The organism is Methylobacterium sp. Leaf99 (genome assembly GCF_001422375.1).
Classification (GTDB): domain Bacteria; phylum Pseudomonadota; class Alphaproteobacteria; order Rhizobiales; family Beijerinckiaceae; genus Methylobacterium.
Genome location: NZ_LMMU01000003.1, coordinates 25,152 through 42,586 on the forward strand (window position 1 = coordinate 25,152; position 17,435 = coordinate 42,586).

The 17,435-nt window shown below is 72.0% G+C and carries 12 protein-coding genes and 1 pseudogene; 5 read left to right on the forward strand and 8 right to left on the reverse strand.

Annotation, left to right across the window (positions count from 1 at the left end; translation table 11 throughout):
* Positions 1-173: 173 nt before the first annotated feature.
* From ASF28_RS10615 to ASF28_RS10625, 3 genes are all read left to right on the forward strand, one after another.
* The gene (locus ASF28_RS10615) at positions 174-2,846 is read left to right on the forward strand and encodes a nitrate reductase (RefSeq protein WP_056091852.1); all 2,673 of its coding nucleotides are present in this window, start codon (positions 174-176) and stop codon (positions 2,844-2,846) included.
* Positions 2,847-2,885: 39 nt separating this feature from the next.
* On the forward strand, positions 2,886-4,379 hold the full coding sequence (gene cysG, locus ASF28_RS10620) for a siroheme synthase CysG (protein ID WP_056091855.1): 1,494 nt from the start codon (positions 2,886-2,888) through the stop codon (positions 4,377-4,379).
* A 110-nt stretch (positions 4,380-4,489) separates the two neighbouring features.
* A complete protein-coding gene (locus tag ASF28_RS10625; RefSeq protein ID WP_056091858.1) occupies positions 4,490-5,068 on the forward strand; it encodes an SCO family protein in 579 nt (192 codons plus the stop codon).
* 3 nt (positions 5,069-5,071) lie between these two features.
* Here ASF28_RS10625 and ASF28_RS10630 read toward each other — a convergent pair whose 3' ends face one another.
* Positions 5,072-6,922 carry a glycosyltransferase family 2 protein gene (locus ASF28_RS10630; protein WP_082476464.1) on the reverse strand — a complete coding sequence of 617 codons (1,851 nt, stop codon included), beginning with the start codon at positions 6,920-6,922 and terminating at the stop codon, positions 5,072-5,074.
* 140 nt (positions 6,923-7,062) lie between these two features.
* Between ASF28_RS10630 and ASF28_RS10635 the strand changes: the two genes are divergently transcribed.
* Positions 7,063-7,884, forward strand: a complete 822-nt coding sequence (locus ASF28_RS10635; protein ID WP_443189732.1) for a transporter substrate-binding domain-containing protein — start codon at positions 7,063-7,065, stop codon at positions 7,882-7,884.
* Between the two features lie 92 nt (positions 7,885-7,976).
* Here the strand turns inward: ASF28_RS10635 and ASF28_RS23300 are convergent.
* Positions 7,977-8,177 (reverse strand): annotated as a pseudogene (locus ASF28_RS23300) (MFS transporter); the annotation flags it as partial.
* A 227-nt stretch (positions 8,178-8,404) separates the two neighbouring features.
* On the opposite strand from ASF28_RS23300, the gene ASF28_RS10645 reads away from it, so the two are divergent.
* Positions 8,405-10,114, forward strand: a complete 1,710-nt coding sequence (locus ASF28_RS10645) for a lysine--tRNA ligase (protein WP_443189730.1) — start codon at positions 8,405-8,407, stop codon at positions 10,112-10,114.
* Between the two features lie 284 nt (positions 10,115-10,398).
* Here ASF28_RS10645 and ASF28_RS10650 read toward each other — a convergent pair whose 3' ends face one another.
* The 6 genes from ASF28_RS10650 to ASF28_RS10675 all read right to left on the reverse strand — a co-directional run bounded on the left by ASF28_RS10650 (position 10,399) and on the right by ASF28_RS10675 (position 17,108).
* On the reverse strand, positions 10,399-11,274 hold the full coding sequence (locus ASF28_RS10650; RefSeq protein WP_443189731.1) for an SDR family NAD(P)-dependent oxidoreductase: 876 nt from the start codon (positions 11,272-11,274) through the stop codon (positions 10,399-10,401).
* Between the two features lie 5 nt (positions 11,275-11,279).
* Complete coding sequence (locus ASF28_RS10655) at positions 11,280-11,459, reverse strand: DUF1328 domain-containing protein (RefSeq protein ID WP_056091864.1); 180 nt, start codon at positions 11,457-11,459, stop codon at positions 11,280-11,282.
* A 102-nt stretch (positions 11,460-11,561) separates the two neighbouring features.
* Complete coding sequence (locus ASF28_RS10660; protein ID WP_056091867.1) at positions 11,562-12,884, reverse strand: chloride channel protein; 1,323 nt, start codon at positions 12,882-12,884, stop codon at positions 11,562-11,564.
* A 72-nt stretch (positions 12,885-12,956) separates the two neighbouring features.
* Positions 12,957-14,366 (reverse strand): deoxyribodipyrimidine photo-lyase, encoded by a 1,410-nt coding sequence (locus ASF28_RS10665; protein WP_056091870.1) that lies wholly within the window; start codon positions 14,364-14,366, stop codon positions 12,957-12,959.
* 419 nt (positions 14,367-14,785) lie between these two features.
* On the reverse strand, positions 14,786-15,895 hold the full coding sequence (locus tag ASF28_RS10670) for a TRAP transporter substrate-binding protein (protein ID WP_056091873.1): 1,110 nt from the start codon (positions 15,893-15,895) through the stop codon (positions 14,786-14,788).
* 127 nt (positions 15,896-16,022) lie between these two features.
* Entirely contained in the window at positions 16,023-17,108 is a 1,086-nt protein-coding gene (locus ASF28_RS10675) for a branched-chain amino acid ABC transporter substrate-binding protein (RefSeq protein WP_147710697.1), read from the reverse strand.
* Positions 17,109-17,435: the final 327 nt, after the last annotated feature.

Here is a 17,435-nt window from a genome sequence, read left to right on the forward strand (position 1 = left end):
GGCGAGGGGGCGACCTTTCCGGATACGGCGCTCCCCTCTCGCGGGACTTCATCCCGGCCCGACCCGCTGACGCGGGCCACCCTCTCCCGCAGAGGGGAGAGGGGTACGCGGCGCGCTTAGGTCCGACTCTTGCTCCCGACCACCGACACGAAAAGATTGCCGAGGATCACGCCATGAACGCGCACGTCCAGGCGCCCGCCGTCTCCGTAAAGACCACCTGCCCGTATTGCGGCGTCGGCTGCGGCGTCCTCGCCACGCCGGACGGGCAGGGCGGGGTCGGCATCGCCGGGGACACCGCGCACCCGGCGAATTTCGGCCGCCTGTGCTCGAAGGGCTCGGCTTTGGGCGAGACCGTCTCCCTCGACGGCCGCCTGCTGCACCCGCAGGTCGACGGCGCGCGCACGAGCTGGGAAGCGGCGCTCGGCACCGTCGCGGGGTCATTGCGAAAAATCGCCGCCGAGCACGGCCCGGATTCCATCGCCTTCTACCTGTCGGGCCAGTTGCTGACGGAGGATTACTACGTCGCCAACAAGCTCGCGAAGGGCTTCCTTGGCACGCCCCACGTCGACACCAATTCGCGCCTGTGCATGTCGAGCGCGGTGGCGGCCCACCGGCGCGCCTTCGGCTCCGACACGGTGCCGGGCTGCTACGAGGACCTCGACGAGGCTGACGTCATCGTGCTCGTCGGCTCCAACACCGCCTGGTGCCACCCGATCCTGTTCCGCCGGATGATCGACGCGCGGGCCAAGCGCGGCACGAAACTCGTGGTGGTCGATCCCCGCCGCACCCAGACGGGGGAGGAGGCCGACCTGTTCCTCGGCCTCAAGCCCGGCTCCGACACCGCCCTGTTCTCCGGCCTGCTGGTCCATCTCGCCGCCACCGGCGCCGTCGATGCGGCCTACGTCGCCGACCACACCAGCGGCTTCGACGGCGCCCTGGAGCGCGCCACCGCCATCGCCCCGAGCGTCGCCGCCACCGCCGCCGCCACGGGGCTCGCCGAGGCCGACATCGCCGCCTTCTTCGCGCTCTTCGCCGGCACCAGCCGTGTGGTCACGGCCTTCTCGCAGGGCGCGAATCAGTCGGCGCAGGGCACCGACAAGGGCAACGCAATCATCAACTGCCACCTCGCCACCGGCCGCATCGGGCAGCCGGGCGCGGGGCCGTTCTCCCTCACGGGCCAGCCCAACGCCATGGGCGGGCGCGAGGTCGGGGGGCTCGCCAACATGCTCGCCGCCCACATGCACTTCGCCCCCGAGGAGGTGGACCGCGTCCGCCGGTTCTGGAAGGCGCCCAACATCATCACCGGCGAGGGGATGAAGGCGGTGGCCCTGTTCGAGGCGGTGGCGCGCGGCAAGATCAAGGCCCTGTGGGTGATGGGCACGAACCCCGTCGTCTCCATGCCCCGGGCCGACGCCATCCGCGAGAGCCTGAAGGGCCTCGACCTCTACGTGGTCTCCGAGGCCGTCGCCGACAGCGACACGGCCCGGGCGACGGGCAAGAGGACCGTGCTGCTGCCGGCCCTCGCCTGGGGCGAGAAGGACGGCACGGTGACGAATTCCGAGCGCCGGGTCTCGCGCCAGCGCGCCTTCCTGAAAGCCCCCGGCGAGGCGCGGGCCGACTGGGCGGTCGTCTGCGACGTCGCCCGCCGCCTCGGCCACGGCGACGCCTTCGCCTATGCCAATGCCGCCGCCATCTTCCGCGAGCACGCGGCCCTCTCGGCCTACGAGAACAACGGCACCCGCGACTTCGACATCGGCGCCCTCGCCGAGATGCCGGACGCGGCCTACGCCGGCACGCCGCCCCTGCAATGGCCCCTGCCGAAGCGCGGCAAGGGCCGGGCACGGCTGTTCGCCGACGGCCAGTTCTACACCTTCGACAAGCGCGCCCGCTTCGTCGCCGTGCAGGCCCCGGCCCTGGCCCAGCCCGTCACGGAGGCGCACCCCTTCGTCCTCAACACCGGCCGGGTGCGCGACCACTGGCACACCATGACGCGCACGGGCAAAAGCCAGCGCCTCTCGGCCCACCGCGCCGTCCCCTTCGTCGAGATCCACCCCGACGACGCCGTCCGCCTCGGCGTACAGGAGGGCGACCTCGCCCGGGTCTCGACGCCGCACGGCACCGCGATCCTCGAGGCGATGCTGACCGACGGCGTGCGCCGGGGCGACCTGTTCGCCGCCTTCCACTGGAGCGACGCCACCGCGTCGGATGCCCGCGTCGGCGCCCTCGTGCGCGGCGTGCCCGATCCGGTCTCGGGCCAGCCCGAACTCAAGGCGACGCCCGCCGCCGTCGCGCCCGCACCCTACCGCAACCGCGGCTTCCTCATCACCCGCACCGAGCACATGCCGCCGGCGAGCTGGTGGTGGGCGCGGGCCACGGTGGAGGGGGGATCGGGCCTGCAATTCGCCACCCAGGAGAGCTCGCGCGCCGTCGCCCTGATGATGCGCGGCCTGTTCCAGGGCCTGGAACTCGCTGAATTCGCCGACCACGCCAGGGGGCATTACCGCTGCGCCGTCTATGACGGGGTCCGCCTCGTCGCCTGCCTCGCCCTCGCCCCGAGCGAGGCCCGGCCGGGCTGGGAGGCGGCCAAGGCGTACTTCGCCGCCGAGGAGATCGAGCCCGCCGCCCGCCGCGCCCTCCTGTCGGGCCGGGCGGAATCGGCGTCGTCCGGCCCCACGGTCTGCGCCTGCCACGGCGTCGGCCTCGACGTGATCACCGGCGTCATCGCCGCAGGCGCCGGCTCCGTCGAGGCCGTGGGCGCCGCCTGCAAGGCCGGCACGAATTGCGGCTCGTGCATCCCCGAGATCCGCAAGCTGCTGCCGCAGGTGCTTGCGCGCAACGCAGCATAGGCTCACTTTGTGGGGACGAAGGACCCCGATCCGAGATCCATGAGCACACCCCGCCAGCCCCGCGAAACTCGCCCCGCCGGTCCCGAATCCGCCCGTGGCGCCGGCCCGGCCGGCCTCGAACCACTAGCCGTCCTGCCGGTCTTCGTGCCGCTCCAGGGCAAGCGCGCGGTGCTGGCCGGGTCCAACGGCGGGGCGCCGTGGAAGGTGAAGCTGCTGGCCGCCGCCGGGGCGGACGTGGACGTCTATGCCCCCGAGCCCAGCGAAGAACTCCGCGCCGTGCCGGGCGAGATCGTCGCCGGCTCCGTCACCCTGCACGAGCGCCAATGGGTGGAGGCCGACCTTCGGGGCGCGGCCTTCGTCATCGGCGCCATGGAGGACGAGGCCGACTGCATCGAATTCGTCGCCGCCGGCCGCCGGGCGGGCGCCATCGTCAACGCCGTCGATCGCCCGCATCTCTGCGACGTCAAGTTCGGCGCCATCGTCAACCGCTCGCCCATGGTGGTGGGCATCTCGACGGAGGGCGCCGCCCCGGTCTTCGGCCAGACCGTGCGCGCCCGCATCGAGGGCATGCTGCCGCGCGGGTTCAAGGCCTGGATCGGCGCCGCCCGCGACTGGCGCGAGGAGGTCACCGCCCGCTTCCACGGCTTCTCCGACCGCCGCGCCTTCTGGGAGCGCTTCACCGACCGGGCCTTCGCCGAACCGGACCGGGCTCCCACCGCCACCGACCTCGCCGAACTGCTCGGCGAGACCGAGGCCGCGCCGAAGGGCGGCGCCGTCACCCTGGTCGGCGCCGGGCCGGGCGACGCCGAACTCCTCACCCTCAAGGCCCTGCGGGCGCTCCGCAACGCCGACGTGATCCTGTACGACGACCTCGTCGCCCCCGAGATTCTGGATTACGCCCGCCGCGAGGCCCGCACCATGCTGGTGGGCAAGACCGGGCACGGCCCGTCCTGCCGCCAGGACGACATCAACGCCCTGATGGTGCAGCTCGCCCGGAGCGGAAAACAGGTGGTGCGCCTCAAATCCGGCGACCCCCTGGTGTTCGGCCGGGCCGGCGAGGAGATCGACGCCTGTCGGGCTGCCGGCATCCCCGTCTCCATCGTGCCCGGCGTCTCGGCGGCGCAGGGTGCGGCCGCCTCCCTCTGCGTCTCGCTCACCAACCGCGACGCCGCTCGGCGCCTGCAATACGTCACCGGCCACGACCGGCGCGGCGCGCTCCCCGAGGACCTGAACTGGGGCGCGCTCGCCGATCCGAGCGTCACCACCGTGGTCTACATGCCGAAGAAGACCCTGCGCGTGCTGCTGGAGCGGGCCATGACCGAGGGCCTCGCCCCGGGCACCCCGGCGCTTCTCGTGTTCAACGCCACCCGGCCGAACCAGCGGGTGGTGGAGGCCAGCGCCCTCGACCTCGCCGACCGGGTCGAGGCCTCGGGCTTCGAGGGACCGGCGCTGCTCATGGTCGGCGAAGCGCTTCGTCGGACGGGCGCCGAGGCCGCTATCGCGGACCTCGCGCCGGACAAGCTCGCGATCTGATCCGGAACCGGCAGCGACGGTCTGCGGGGTTGCCCCGCCCACCGTCGCATGGTCTTGCACGCGCAGATTTTCGGGCCTGAAGCCCCCCCAAGTCTCCCCCAAGGCTCCCCATGCGTCGCGCCCTGCCGCTCATCCTGTTCGCCATCGGCCTTGTCGCCCTCGGCGTCGCCGCCGTGACCGTGCTGGTGCCGAAGGCGAACGTGGCCACGGCCAGCAGCGTCGGCGGCCCGTTCACCCTGACGGATCAGGACGGACGCCGCGTCACCGAGCGCGACTTCTCGGGCAAGACCCATCTGGTGTTCTTCGGCTTCACCCATTGCCCCGACGTGTGCCCCACCACCCTCCAGCAGATCGGCGACGTGCTGCAGGCCCTCGGCCCCAAGGCCAAGGACACCAAGGCGCTGTTCATCGCCGTGGACCCCGAGCGCGACACGCCCGCTGCCCTGAAGACCTACCTGACGAGTTTCGACCCGCGCATCGTCGGCCTGACCGGCACGCCGGAGGAGATCGCCGCCGTGGTGAAGGGCTACCGCGCCTATATCCGCAAGGTACCGACGAAGGACGGCGACTACACCATGGAGCACACGGCCCTGGTCTACGTCATGGACGGGCAGAACCGCTTCCTCAACGCCCTCAACCTGACCCGCCCGCCGGAGGCCGCCGCCGCCGACCTCGCCAAGGTGCTGTGAGCGTCAGGTGCGGTTCAGGGCGCCGCTGCGGGAACTGCGCGACAGGCCATGCTCGGTCTTGTTCCAGCGGTCGGGGGCGAGGACGAGTTCGATGAGCCCGAGCCAGGCGCCGAGGCTCACCAGGAGGAAGTAGGCGGGCATCAGGGGCACGTAGGGCAGGAGGTCCCACCAGCCCCGGCGCACGCACCCCAGGGCCGCCGGCAGCACCATGGCGAGGAGGCCGGACACGAACACCGTCATCGCCGTACCGTTGGGCAGGTTGCTCCAGAATCCCGCGGCGGGCTCGACCCCGGCGAACAGGAACCGGTAGGCGGCGTGCCCCATGAAGAACGGGTAGGCGAGGGCGCAGAGGACGGTGCCGGGCACCAGGGCGGCGGCGGCCAGGGTCCCGAGGGCCCCGAGTTCGCGCGCGGTCCGAGCCGGCTGGCGGCCGTGGGTGAAGCTCGTCTGGATGAAGCCCTTCATCCAGCGGGCGCGCTGGTGCAGCCACGCGCCGGGCCGGGCCGGCGCCTCCTCGAAGGTGCTGCTCGGCAGGTCCCCGACCCGGTAGCCCGCCCGCGCGAGGCGCAGGCCCAGATCGGCATCCTCGGTGACGTTCCAGGCATCCCATCCGTGCACGGCACGCAGGATGGGGGTGCGGAAATGCGTCGAGGTGCCCCCCAGCGGGATCGGGACGTTCCAGGCGGCGAGCGCCGGGACCAGCACGTCGAACAGGGCGGCGTATTCGAGGGCGAAGCATTTCGGCAGGGGGCCGTCGCGCTGGTTGTCGATGACGAGGCGCCCCTGCAGGCAGGCCGTCCCCGGATCGCTGCGGGCGAAGATCCGGGCGGCGGCGCGCAACTGCCCCGGATCGGGCACGTCCTTGGCGTCGTAGACCACGAGGCAGCTGCCGCGCGCGAGGGGCAGGGCGCAGTTGAGGGCGCGCGGCTTCGTGCGCGGCAGGCCGGGCGGCACCACCACGATCTCCGCCCCCGGCGGCAGGGTGGCGGCCTCCAGGGCGGCCAGGGTCCCGGCGTCGTGGGCCTCGATGACGAACTTGATGTCGAGCTTGGCCGCCGGGTAGTCGAGGGCCGACAGGGCGGCGACGAGGCGCGGCACCACGGCGGCCTCCCGGTGCAGGGCGACGAACACCGTGTAGATCGGCAGCGCGGCATCGCTCATGGGCCCCGTCGCCGGGCCGTTCGCCTCGACGCTGATCGCGGCGACCCGCAGGGCCACCATGGCCAGGAGCACGCCTTGCGCGAGGGTCCACAGGCCGAGGACCAGGGCGGGCGGGAGTTCGACCACGGCGACCACGACGAGGCCGGCGATCAGGCCGGCGATGGCCAGGGTCGGTCCCATGGGCCGGGCCTTCAGGGCCCAGTCGGGCCGGTGGACCTGAAGCGAATCCGCTGCGCAGGCGGCGATGCCGGCGGGGTTGGCGGAAAAGACCGCCTCGCGCAGGGTGCGGGGGGTCGTCAGCGTCGGCATCCGCCCCGTGGGACTGCGTCCGTGCAGGAGTTCGGCGATGGCGGCCCCGCGCGGCGCCAGCACGTAGGCGGCCGGCGCGCCGGGACGGAGCGGCGCCACGCCGGCGACCACACTCTCGGGGTAGCGCGCCCCCGGCCCCAGGGGGATCGGACCGGCGAGGAAGGACGCGCCGAGTTCCGCCGCCAGCGCCCGGTAATACGTCTCTTCGGTGACGGCGCCCAGGGCCAGGAGGGTCGAGGCCCCGTCGGTGCCCCAGGCGCGGGCGCGGTCGGCGGCCCGGACCAGCGTGGCCGGATCGACCCCGTGGCCCAGGAGGAAGGCGAGGTCGGGCGGCAGCGGCAGGGCACCGGTCCGCAAGGTCGACGGGAAACCGAGGATCGACAACGGGAGCGTCTCCCGGCGGCTCGAGAACGTGCTAGGGAGGCGGCGTGAGCCAGACCGCGTCCGCGCACAACCAGCGCACCACGAATACAACCCTCGGGTCAAGACCGCGCTGGATTCGCCCGGCGGTTTTGGGCTTGGCGATCGGTCTATGGGCCGGCGCCGCGCCGGCCCAGACGCCTGCGGCGGCGGGGCAGGGGGTCGCGATCCCCAATTTCTGGAACCCGCGGGCGCGCCAGGAGCGCATGGACACGCCCCAGACGGGCCGCACGGTCCGCTTCCTCACGGACGACGAGTTCCCGCCCCTGCACTTCCCCGGGGCCGACGGCACGCCGACGGGCTTTTCCGTCGAGCTCGCCCGCGCCGTCTGCGAGAAGCTCGGCCTGACCTGCACGGTCCAGGCGCGGCGGTTCGACACCCTCCTCGACGCGCTGGCCGACAAGCAGGGCGACGTGGTCGCCGCCGCGATTCCCCTGACGCCGGCCCTGCGGGCGCGGTTCCTGGCGACGCGGCCGTATCTCCGCTGGCCCGGGCGGTTCGTGGCCCGCACGGACAGGGGCCTGCCCGCGCCGTCCGCCGCGGCGCTCGCCGGGCGCAGCGTCGGCGTCGTGGCGGGCAGCGCGCACGCGGCCTACCGCGCGGCGTTCTTCCCCAAGGCGGTGGCGCGGGACTTCACGGATCTCGCCGCCGCCGAGGGCGCCCTGCGGCGCGGCGAGGTCGACTACGTCTTCGCCGACGGCCTCAACCTCGCCCTCTGGGTCGGCGGCATCGAATCGGCCCGATGCTGCGCCCTCATCGGCGGCGCCTACCTCGAGAACCGCTATTTCGGCGAGGGGATCGGCCTCGTCACCCGGCCCGACGACGTGGCCCTGTCCCGCGCCCTCGACGATGCGCTCCAGCGGGTGTGGGACGACGGCAAGTACGCCGAACTCTACCTGCGGTTCTTCCCCGTCAGCCCGTTCTGACGTCGATCCGGCGCCCGCCCGCGGCGACGCCCACCAACAGGAGCGCGATCGCCAGGAAGGCCGTGGTCAGGCCGGTGGCGTAGGCGAGGGCGCATCGCCGCGAGGGAGCCGATGCCGAGGCAGAGCAGCAGCCCGCCCGGGGTCGCGGCGTCGAGGCCGGCCCGCGCCGCCACGAACGGCACCAGGGGCGCCCAGGCGGCGACACCGAAGCCGACGATGAGGAACAGCAGGCGGGTGGAGCGGATTTCGGCGTTGGCGCCGGCTTGGGTGTCGAGGGCGACGGTCGTGGTCATGGGGCCTTTTCGGACAGGATCGGACGAGGCCGTCGAACCATCCTTGCAGGGCGACGCGGCGAACGTGTGAAGCCCGGTCCGGTCGTTCCCTACGTTGACCCTCCGGAACGCGCTGCCTAGAGCATCGTTCTGGCATCGGCTTTTCCGAAAGCCGGTGTCCACCTTTCGGGCCGATGCTCTCGGGTGCCGGCCTTCCCAAACACCTTGCCAGAACTGACGCTGTGCCCATGTCGTCCGCACCCATGTCGTCCGCACCCATGTCGTCCGCCACGATGCCGTCCGCCCCGCTCGACCCCGCCCTCATCGAGGCCGCCGCCTCCGCCACGGCGTGGCCGTTCGAGGAGGCCCGCAAACTGGTGGCGCGGCTCGAGCGACGTCCCAAGAGCGAAGTGCTGTTCGAGACCGGCTACGGCCCCTCGGGCCTGCCGCATATCGGCACCTTCGGCGAGGTCGCCCGCACCTCCATGGTCCGGCACGCGTTCCGCGTGCTCACCAACGACAGCGTGCCGACGCGCCTCATCGCGTTCTCGGACGACATGGACGGTCTGCGCAAGGTGCCGGACAACGTGCCGAACAAGGAGATGCTGATCCGGGCGCTGAACCAGCCCCTGACCCGGGTGCCGGACCCGTTCGGCACCCACGAGAGCTTCGGCGCCCACAACAACGCCGAGCTGCGCCGCTTCCTCGACGCCTTCGGCTTCGACTACGAATTCCGCTCCGCCACCGAGTGCTACAGGGCCGGCCTGTTCGACACCGCCCTGCTCACGGTGCTGGAGCGCTACGACGCCGTGATGGCGATCATGCTGCCGTCGCTCCGCGCCGAGCGCTCGGCGAGCTACTCGCCGTTCCTGCCGATCCACCCGGTCACCGGCGCGGTGATGCAGGTCGCCATCGACGAGGTGCGGGCGAGCGCCGGGACCCTGGTCTGGCGCGATCCGAACACGGGCGAGGCCTACGAGACCCCCGTCACCGGTGGTCACGCCAAGCTGCAGTGGAAGCCCGACTGGGCCATGCGCTGGATGGCCCTCGGCATCGACTATGAGATGGCCGGCAAGGACCTCATCGACTCGGTCAAGCTCTCGGGCGAGATCGCCCGTGCCCTCGGGGCCGAGCCGCCGGAGGGATTCAACTACGAGCTCTTCCTCGACAAGGAAGGCCGCAAGATCTCGAAGTCCAAGGGCAACGGCCTGTCCATCGACGACTGGCTCGTCTACGGCACCGCCGACAGCCTCGCCCTGTTCATGTACAACAAGCCCCGCGAGGCCAAGCGCCTGTTCGTGGAGATGATCCCGCGTCAGGTCGACGATTACTTGGGCTTCCTCGAAAAGTATCCCGGCCAGGCCCCGGCCCAGCAGCTCGGCAACCCGGTCTGGCACCTGCATGCCGGCCGGCCGCCGGCGGCCGAGGCCGTGGGCAAGGGCGGCGCACTGAACTTCGCCATGCTCCTCAACCTCGCGGCGGTGGCCAACACCGAGGACCCGGCCGTGCTGTGGGGCTTCATCCGCCGCTACGACCCGACCGTGGGCCCGCAGACCCATCCGGTCCTGGCCCGGCTCGTCGGCCACGCCCTCGCCTACTATCGCGATGTGGTGCGGCCTCAGAAGACCTACCGGGCAGCGACGGAGGCGGAAGCGGCGGCGCTGGCCGACCTGTCCGAGACCCTGGCGGCGCACGAGGGCTCGACGGATCCGGAAGGGCTCCAGGCCATCGTCTACGAGGTCGGGCGCCGGCACTTCCCCGACCTCTCGGGCAAGGCCAAGAGCCCCGACGGGCGCCCCGGCGTGTCGCAGGCGTGGTTCGCCACCATCTACAACGTGCTGTTCGGCGAGGCGCGCGGCCCCCGCTTCGGCTCGTTCGTCGCCCTCTACGGCGTCGCCGAGACCCGGGCGCTCATCGCCGAGGCCCTTTCGGGCGCTTTCGTCTCCCCGGCGGCCTGAGACTGCAACAAAAACCCACACCCCGGCCGAACGGCGCATCATTGTGCTTGTCGTCGCCGGGGCGGACGGCTAGAAGCCGCTTCACCGAAGACGAAAAAAGGCCGCCCCGGTGAGGGAGCGGCCCGAAGTCTAGGGAGGAAACGCCCAAGAAGGGCACACCGCGGCGACGCCATCGCTGCGGTGTATGAGATCGAAATGCCATTTTGCACTGCACCCTTCAATCCCCCGGATGGGGGAGGGGGTATGCGTGAAACGCATTCGAACGGTTCCAGGACGATGCTGCCCTAGGATGACACCGCCGTCGATGGCAGGCCGAGCTGGTCGAGGCTCAGGCGCCAGACCCGCTCCTGCAGATCGCGATCGGCCGCCCGGCGCGACGTCGCCACGGGGCGCGAGCGGGCGAAGTACAGCCCCGTCACCCCATTGAGGTCCGGCGCGCCGGCCACGTGGATCGAGGTGACCGCGCCGTCGGCTGGCCCCGTCATGAACGGCCGGATCAGGCGCCAGCCGAGGCCGAACCAGCCGCCGGTGCCGGCGGCGAACCCGCTCGCGATGACGCCGGGATGCAGGGCATTCACCGTCACGCCCGTGCCGGCCAGCCGGCGGGCGAGGGCGCCCGTGAACAGCACGTTGCCGAGCTTGGCCTGGGAATAGACCGTCATGGCGGAGAAGCGGCGGGCGTGCCCGATATCGTCGAACGCGATGCGGCCGCGGGTGTGCGCCGCCGAGGCGACGTTGACGATGCGCGACGGAGCGCTCGCCTTCAGCAGGTCGAGGAGTTCGAGGGTCAGGAGCACGTAGGCGAGGTGATCGAGGGCCCAGGTCCGCTCGATCCCGTCCGCGGTCAGCCGGTGCGTGTCGAAGATGGCGCCGGCGTTGTTCACCAGCACGTCGAGGCGCGGATAGAGCGCCCGGACCTCGCCGGCGAGGCGGCGGACTTCCGCCTGCACGGAGAGGTCCGCCACGAAGGGATCGATCCGCGCACCCGGGACGGACGCCCCGATGCGTTCGGCGGCGTCCCGCGTCCGCGCGGCATCGCGCCCGACGAGGCCGACCCGGGCGCCCTTGCGGGCCAGCCCCAGGGCGGTTTCGAAGCCGATGCCGGAGGTGGCGCCCGTGACGAGGCAGACCTTGTCCCGCATCGGCGCCGCATGGGCCATGGTGTTCAGAACACCGCCTGCCCGACGGCGAAGGCTACCACCACGATGACGATGGCCACCACGAGGAACAGGCCGAACAGGATGCGGGCGAGGGAGCCGGCGCCCGAGGCGATGCCGGTGAAGCCGAGACCACCCGCCAGGAGGGAGATCACGAAACAGATGAGGGCCCATTTCAACAGGGTCATGCACAGCACTCCAGCACGCGGAATCGAGCGACAACCCCGCGGCCACGCTTCCGTTCCCGCCACGCTCGCGGATCGTCGCCCGCACGCCGATTTTCCGGAGGGTCAGGGCGCCGGGGCGCGTTCCGCCCGCGCCAGCAGGATCTCCGCCAGGGCGTGATAGAGCCCCTCCCGGCACACGGATTTCGAGACGGCGTCACTGATGAGGGCGGCGACCATCAGGGGGATCATCAGGGCATGGTCCTGGGTCATCTCGGTGACGATGACGAAGGCGGTGATGGGGGCCTGGAGGGCGCCGGTGAGATAGGCGACCATGCCGACGAGGACGAGGGCGGCCACGGGCACCCCGGGAAACAGGCCCTGGATTGCGGCCCCGAGCCCGGCGCCGACGCTGAGGGAGGGGGCGAACAGGCCGCCCGGAATGCCGCTGACGGCCGAGAACAGGGTCGCGAGGTACTTCAGCGGCGCGAAGTCGAGGGCGCCTCCCCCGGTGCCGTGGAGGAGGGCGCGGGCCTCCTCGTAGCCGGTGCCGTAGACGGCGCCGCCCGAGGCGAGGCCGCACAGGGCGACGCCGAGGCCGCAGGCCACCGCGAAGGCGACGGGCCGGCGCGCGATGGCGGCGCCGGCGCGGCCGGGCAGGCCGCGGGCGAACAGGATGACGATGCGGGCGAACAGACCGCCCGTCAGGCCGCCGAGGGCGCCCAGGACCGGCACGGCGAGCCAGCCGGGACCGAACGGCAGGGTCGTGCCCGACGTGCCGAAGTAGGTGTAGTTTCCGGTGATCGCCAGGGCGGTGAGGCCGGCCGCGACGATGGCCGCCACGATGAGGCCGCCGGTCCGGGCCTCGTAGGCGCGCCCGAGTTCCTCGATGCCGAAGACGATCCCGGCAATCGGCGTGTTGAAGGCGGCGGCCACGCCGGCGGCCCCGCCGGCGAGGATGAGGCCGGGCTGGCGGTGCGGCGTCAGGTGGCCGACGGCGGCCATGATCGCCGCCCCGACCTGGACGGTCGGCCCCTCGCGCCCCGTGGAGGCGCCGAACAGGAGGCCCAGCGCCATCACGACGATCTTGCCGGCGGCCGTGCGCAGGGAGACCAGGGCCCGGCGCAGGGACAGGTTCGCCGTGTGGCGCGCCGCGATGACCTGGGGAATGCCCGAGCCCTGCGAATTCGGGAACACCGTCCGGGCAAGATGGGCGCACAGGCCGAAGCCCAGGGGCGTCACCGCGAGGGCCACCCAGGGCGACAGGGACAGGGCCGCGCGAAACCCCTCCTGCGCCGCGTCGGCGAGCTTGGCCATTCCCACCGCGGCGAGGCCGACCCCGATCCCGCCGAGGAGGAACAAGAGCCGGCGGCGCCAGACCGCGAAGGCATCGACGGCCCCGCTGCGCAGGCGCGTGAAGGCGGGGCGGATGCGGAAACGGGGCGGCATGGGTCGGGAATCCGGCGTTGCGGCGCACGGCGCCTCACGCAAGGCGCATACCCGGCGCCGGCCCGCCTTGCATCACGCTTTTCGGCCTCCCTGCGCTTCCTCCGCCGCGCACAGGGCCGCGACGGTCTTCAGGTAGGCCTTGGCGTCGAATTTCTTCAAGGAATTCTCGCTCTGGTAGCGCACGGTGCCGAACACCTTGCGCCGGGCCCAGGGGCGGTCGTGCAGGCCGTAGACCCAGGCGACGTTGGTGAACGAGTTGGCGTCGCGGCCGTCGAGGAAGTAGCGGTTGTTGAGGCGCAGGGTGCGCCTGAACCCTTCCTCGGGGGAGGGCGACCAGTCGAGGATCTTCTTGCCCCAGTACATGCGCAGGTGATTGTGCATGTAGCCGGTCTCGCGCATCTCGGCCTGGGCGGCGTTCCAGTAGGTGTCGTGGGTCCTGCCCTCGGCGAGTTCCGCTTCGGTGTAGGTGTGGGGCCGGGGATCGTCGGCGTGCTCGGCCAGGGTCTTGCGCGCCCATTCGGGCACGGCGCGGGCGTAGGCCTCGTAGCCCTCGGTGTAGTGGACGTGGTTCATGGCGAGCTCGCGCCGGACGATGAGTTCCTCGAGATAGGCGGTCTTGTCCTCGTCCCCGCCGGTCCCGGCGGCGCGCACGGCGAGGGCGATCTCCACGGGCGAGATCTGGCCGAAATGCAGGTAGGGGCTCATGTGCGAGGCCGCCCCCGCCTCGGGCCTGTTGCGCTCGGTCCCGTAGGTGCCGAACGGCCCGGCGAGGTAGGCCTTGAGTCGGCGCCGCGCTTCCGTCTCGCCCCCGGTGAAGCGCTTCACCGGGGGAACGTCCCGGTCGAGGGTCATGCCGGCGAGCACCGCGTCGGGGTCCGAGATGTCGATCTCGGTCTCCGGCAGGCCGCGCCCGGCCCTGTGCTTCACGGTGCGCTCGGACAGGCCCGCGATGTAGCTGTCGAACAGGCGGTTGAGCTTCGGCCTGAGGGTGCGGGCGGCGTATTCGTGCTTGCCCGAGGCCACCTCGACGGGGACGACGACGTCGCCTTCCACCTGGACGATGCGGGTCTCCACCGCTTTCCCGATCTCCCCGTACCAGCGCTTCTGGATGGCGAGGTAGCCCCGGTCGAGGACGAGGAGCGCGGCGTCGCGGGCGAGATCAATGGCGATCTCGGCCGGGGACGCCTTGCGCAGGCAGAAGCCGATGCCGCGCTTGTCGAGGCCGGCCTTGGCGTCGGCGAGCCCCTGGAGCAGGAAGGCGTAGTGCCGGGCATTGGCCTCGGGAAAGCCGTTGGCCCCGTCGAGGAGGCCGAAGCAGGCGAGGACCGGCACGCCGAGGCGGTTGGCCTCCCCGACGGCGTATTCCAGGGCCGGATTGAAATGGGCGCGATTCGCCTGCTGGAGCAGGTAGAGGACGTAGGCTCCCCCTTCGCGCGGCGCCACGTCGTTGAGGACCCTGATTCGTCCCGCCTGTATCGCCATCTTCGGCCGTCGCTTTCCTGTGCTGCTGAAAAAGTAGAGCGTCGCCCCGGGCCCGGGCGGCGGTGGATGGCCGCAGGTTCCGGATGCAGGCAAGCGCCGCAGATCGCCATGCGATCGCCCGAAAACCGTTCTCGAACAAGCGCTTGCCCGTCCTCCACCCGGCTCTGGCATCGACGCGGAGCCGTCCGCGCAGGGGCGGGCGAGCCTGCGTCATTTTGGATACAGAATTGGTGGAATGTGCGCGGCGGCACGAAAAGAGACAGGGGTGCTGCCCCAATGATCTTGCAATTCCAGGCGGGAGGATCAGATTGTGCATTGCGGGAACGCGATGGCGTCGCGGTCCCGCTGCCCTTCTTGGGCGTTTCCTCCCTAGACTTCGGGCCGCTCTTCGGAGCGGCCTTTTTTCTGTCGCGCGCTCGTCATCCCCGTGCGCGGGCGCGGATCATGAAGTTGTCGTAGGTGTACTCGGCGACCTGGAACCAGAGGTATTCCTCGTTCCGGAAGGTCCGCATCGCCTCGTAGATCCGCTTGAAGTCGGGGTTCTTGGCCGCGATCTCGGCGTAGACGTCCGTGGCGGCCTTCAGGGCCGCCTCCATCACGTCCTGGGGGAACGGGCGCAGCTGCGCGCCGGCGGCGACGAGACGGCGGAGCGCCTTGGGGTTGCGGGCGTCGTAGCGGGCCTGGACCTCGGCATGGACCTGGGCGGCGGCCGCCCGCAGGATCGCCTGATAGGATCGGGGCAGGGCCTTCCACGCCTCGGCGTTGAACCAGACGTGCTCGAGGGCTCCGCCCTCCCAGAAGCCCGGATAGTGGTAGATCGGCGCGACCTTCTGCAGGCCGAGCTTCTCGTCGTCGTAGGGGCCGATCCATTCGGCGGCGTCCAGGGTCCGGGCCTCGAAGGCCGCGTAGATCTCGGGGCCGGGGGTCGCCTGCGGCACGGCGCCGAGCTTGGCCAGGACCTGACCGCCGAGGCCGGCGATGCGCAGCTTGAGCCCCTGGAGATCGGCGACGGTCTTCACCTCCTTGCGAAACCAGCCGCCCATCTGCGCGCCGGTGTTGCCGGCGGGCAGGGCGACGAGGCCGTTGCGGGCGAAGATCTCGCCGAACAGGTCGGCGGCACCGCCGTCGAGCCACCACGCGCCCTGGCCCCGGGCGTTGAGGCCGAACGGCACGGCGGCGGCGAGGGCGAAGGTGGGGTCCCTGGCCAGGCCCTGGGTCGCCGAGGCGTAGCCCATCTCGACGGTGCGGGCGGCCACCGCGTCGAGGACACCGCTCCCCGGCACCGGCTCGCCCGGCGCCTGCACGGCGATCTGGAAGCGCCCGTCCGTGGCCTCGGCCACGAGGCGGGCCAGGGTCTCGGCGCCGCCGAACAGGATGTCGAGGGTCTTGGGGTAGGCGCAGGCGAGGCGCCAGCGCAGCTCCGGCGCGGTCTGGGCGAGGGCGGGGGCGGCGACGGCCGCCGCACCGCCGAGGCCGGCGGCGAGGAGGGCCCGTCGCGGAAGAGCCCGTCGCGGGAGGGATTGGGCCATGACGCCTCGCTTCGCTGTCGATCCACGCGCCGGGGGGTGGGCGCGGGCGGCCCGTCCGGCCGTCGGTTCACGAACGAGGACGGGCCCGAAACGATCCCGGGTGGCCCTCTTTGCCGTCGCTGCGGCTCTATTTGGCGTAGCTGAAGGTGCCGTCGCTCCAGACGTACAGGACGTAGCCCTGGGCCGTGACGTCGCCCTTGGCGTCGAAGCCGACGGAGCCGAGCACGAGGTCGAAGCGCTCGGCGTGGAGCGTCGCGGCGAGACGCTTGGAATCCTGGCTGTGGGCGAAGTTGCCCGCCGCCACCAGGGCCTGGAGGGCGGCGTAGCCGTAGACCGTGGAGCCCTCGGGCTCGACGCCCTCGGCCTTGAAGGCCGCGACCACGGCCGCCGCCTCGGGCTTGCGGCGCGGGTCGAGGTAGAAGGTCATCAGCACGCCGTTGCTCGCCGGCCCCGCGACGGTGGCGAATTCCTGGGTGGCGATGGCCGAGGTGCCGAACCATTGCGGCTTGAAGCCCCGCTCGGCGGAGATCCGCACGAGGCGTCCCATCTCGCGGGCGTCCCCGCCGTAATACGCCACCGCGATGCCGGCCTCCTTGAGGCGGTCGGCCAGGGCCGCGTCGTCGGCGTCGCTCGACGCGAAGGCCGTGGCGAGGGCCTCGTTGATGCCGATGCGGTTGAGGTTCTCCTTCGTCGCGGCGGCGAGGTTGCGCGAGCCCGGCGTGAGGTCGTTGAGGATGGCGATCCGCTTCTCGCGGAACCGCTCGGCCAGCACCGTCGCCGACAGCTTGGCCTGGTCGTCGTCGCGGCCGCACACCCGAAAGATCGTCGGCAGGCCGCGATCGGTGAGCTTGGCCGCCACGGACGCCGCCGTGATCATCAGGGTGCCGTTGGCGGCATAGACCTCCGAGGCCGCCAGCGACGCGTTGGAGCAGACGTGCCCGACGACGAGGCGCACGCCCTGCGCGGCGTAGTGGTTGGCCACCGCCACAGCCTTGTTCGAATCGCACGCGTCGTCCTGCACGTCGAGGACGATGGTCTGGCCGTCGAGGCCGCCCTTGGCGTTGGCGTCGCGGGCCGCCGCCTGGACGCCGCGCAGGACCTGCTCGCCCACGCCCACGTAGGCGCCCGAGCGCGGCACGGCGACGCCGATGACCACGTCCGCCCGTGCGGCGGCGATCCCGGCCGGCCAGAGGCTCAGGGCGAGGCCCAGCAGGGCCGCCGACCGTCCTGTTCTCGCAGGGCGCCGGGCCGCACGTCCGAACCTCGTCTCGCCCCGTTTCACGCCTCGTTCGACCTCAGGAAGGTTTCAGCGGACTTTCGAAGACAACGCGGGGCGCGGGGCCCCCGGACCGACCGACCCGTGCGGGATGCCGCACGAGAACGCAAGAGCCGATCGCCGGACGGCGACCGGCGGTGCCGCCGTCGCTCAGCGCGAGACGCTGTAGATCGACGCGCCTGCGGCGACGGGTGCGGTGACGGTTGAGAAGACCGAGAGCACCTTCTGGACCTCGGTGAAGGGGGCGTTGGAGACGTAGACGAG

Bases quoted from the DNA above. Each gene is read 5' to 3' on its own strand.
- ASF28_RS10615 (WP_056091852.1), top strand. From the start codon at position 174: ATGAACGCGCACGTCCAGGCGCCCGCCGTCTCCGTAAAGACCACCTGC.
- cysG (WP_056091855.1), top strand. From the start codon at position 2,886: ATGAGCACACCCCGCCAGCCCCGCGAAACTCGCCCCGCCGGTCCCGAA.
- ASF28_RS10625 (WP_056091858.1), top strand. From the start codon at position 4,490: ATGCGTCGCGCCCTGCCGCTCATCCTGTTCGCCATCGGCCTTGTCGCC.
- ASF28_RS10645 (WP_443189730.1), top strand. From the start codon at position 8,405: ATGTCGTCCGCACCCATGTCGTCCGCACCCATGTCGTCCGCCACGATG.
- ASF28_RS10650 (WP_443189731.1), bottom strand. From the start codon at position 11,274: ATGGCCCATGCGGCGCCGATGCGGGACAAGGTCTGCCTCGTCACGGGC.
- ASF28_RS10655 (WP_056091864.1), bottom strand. From the start codon at position 11,459: ATGACCCTGTTGAAATGGGCCCTCATCTGTTTCGTGATCTCCCTCCTG.
- ASF28_RS10660 (WP_056091867.1), bottom strand. From the start codon at position 12,884: ATGCCGCCCCGTTTCCGCATCCGCCCCGCCTTCACGCGCCTGCGCAGC.
- ASF28_RS10665 (WP_056091870.1), bottom strand. From the start codon at position 14,366: ATGGCGATACAGGCGGGACGAATCAGGGTCCTCAACGACGTGGCGCCG.
- ASF28_RS10670 (WP_056091873.1), bottom strand. From the start codon at position 15,895: ATGGCCCAATCCCTCCCGCGACGGGCTCTTCCGCGACGGGCCCTCCTC.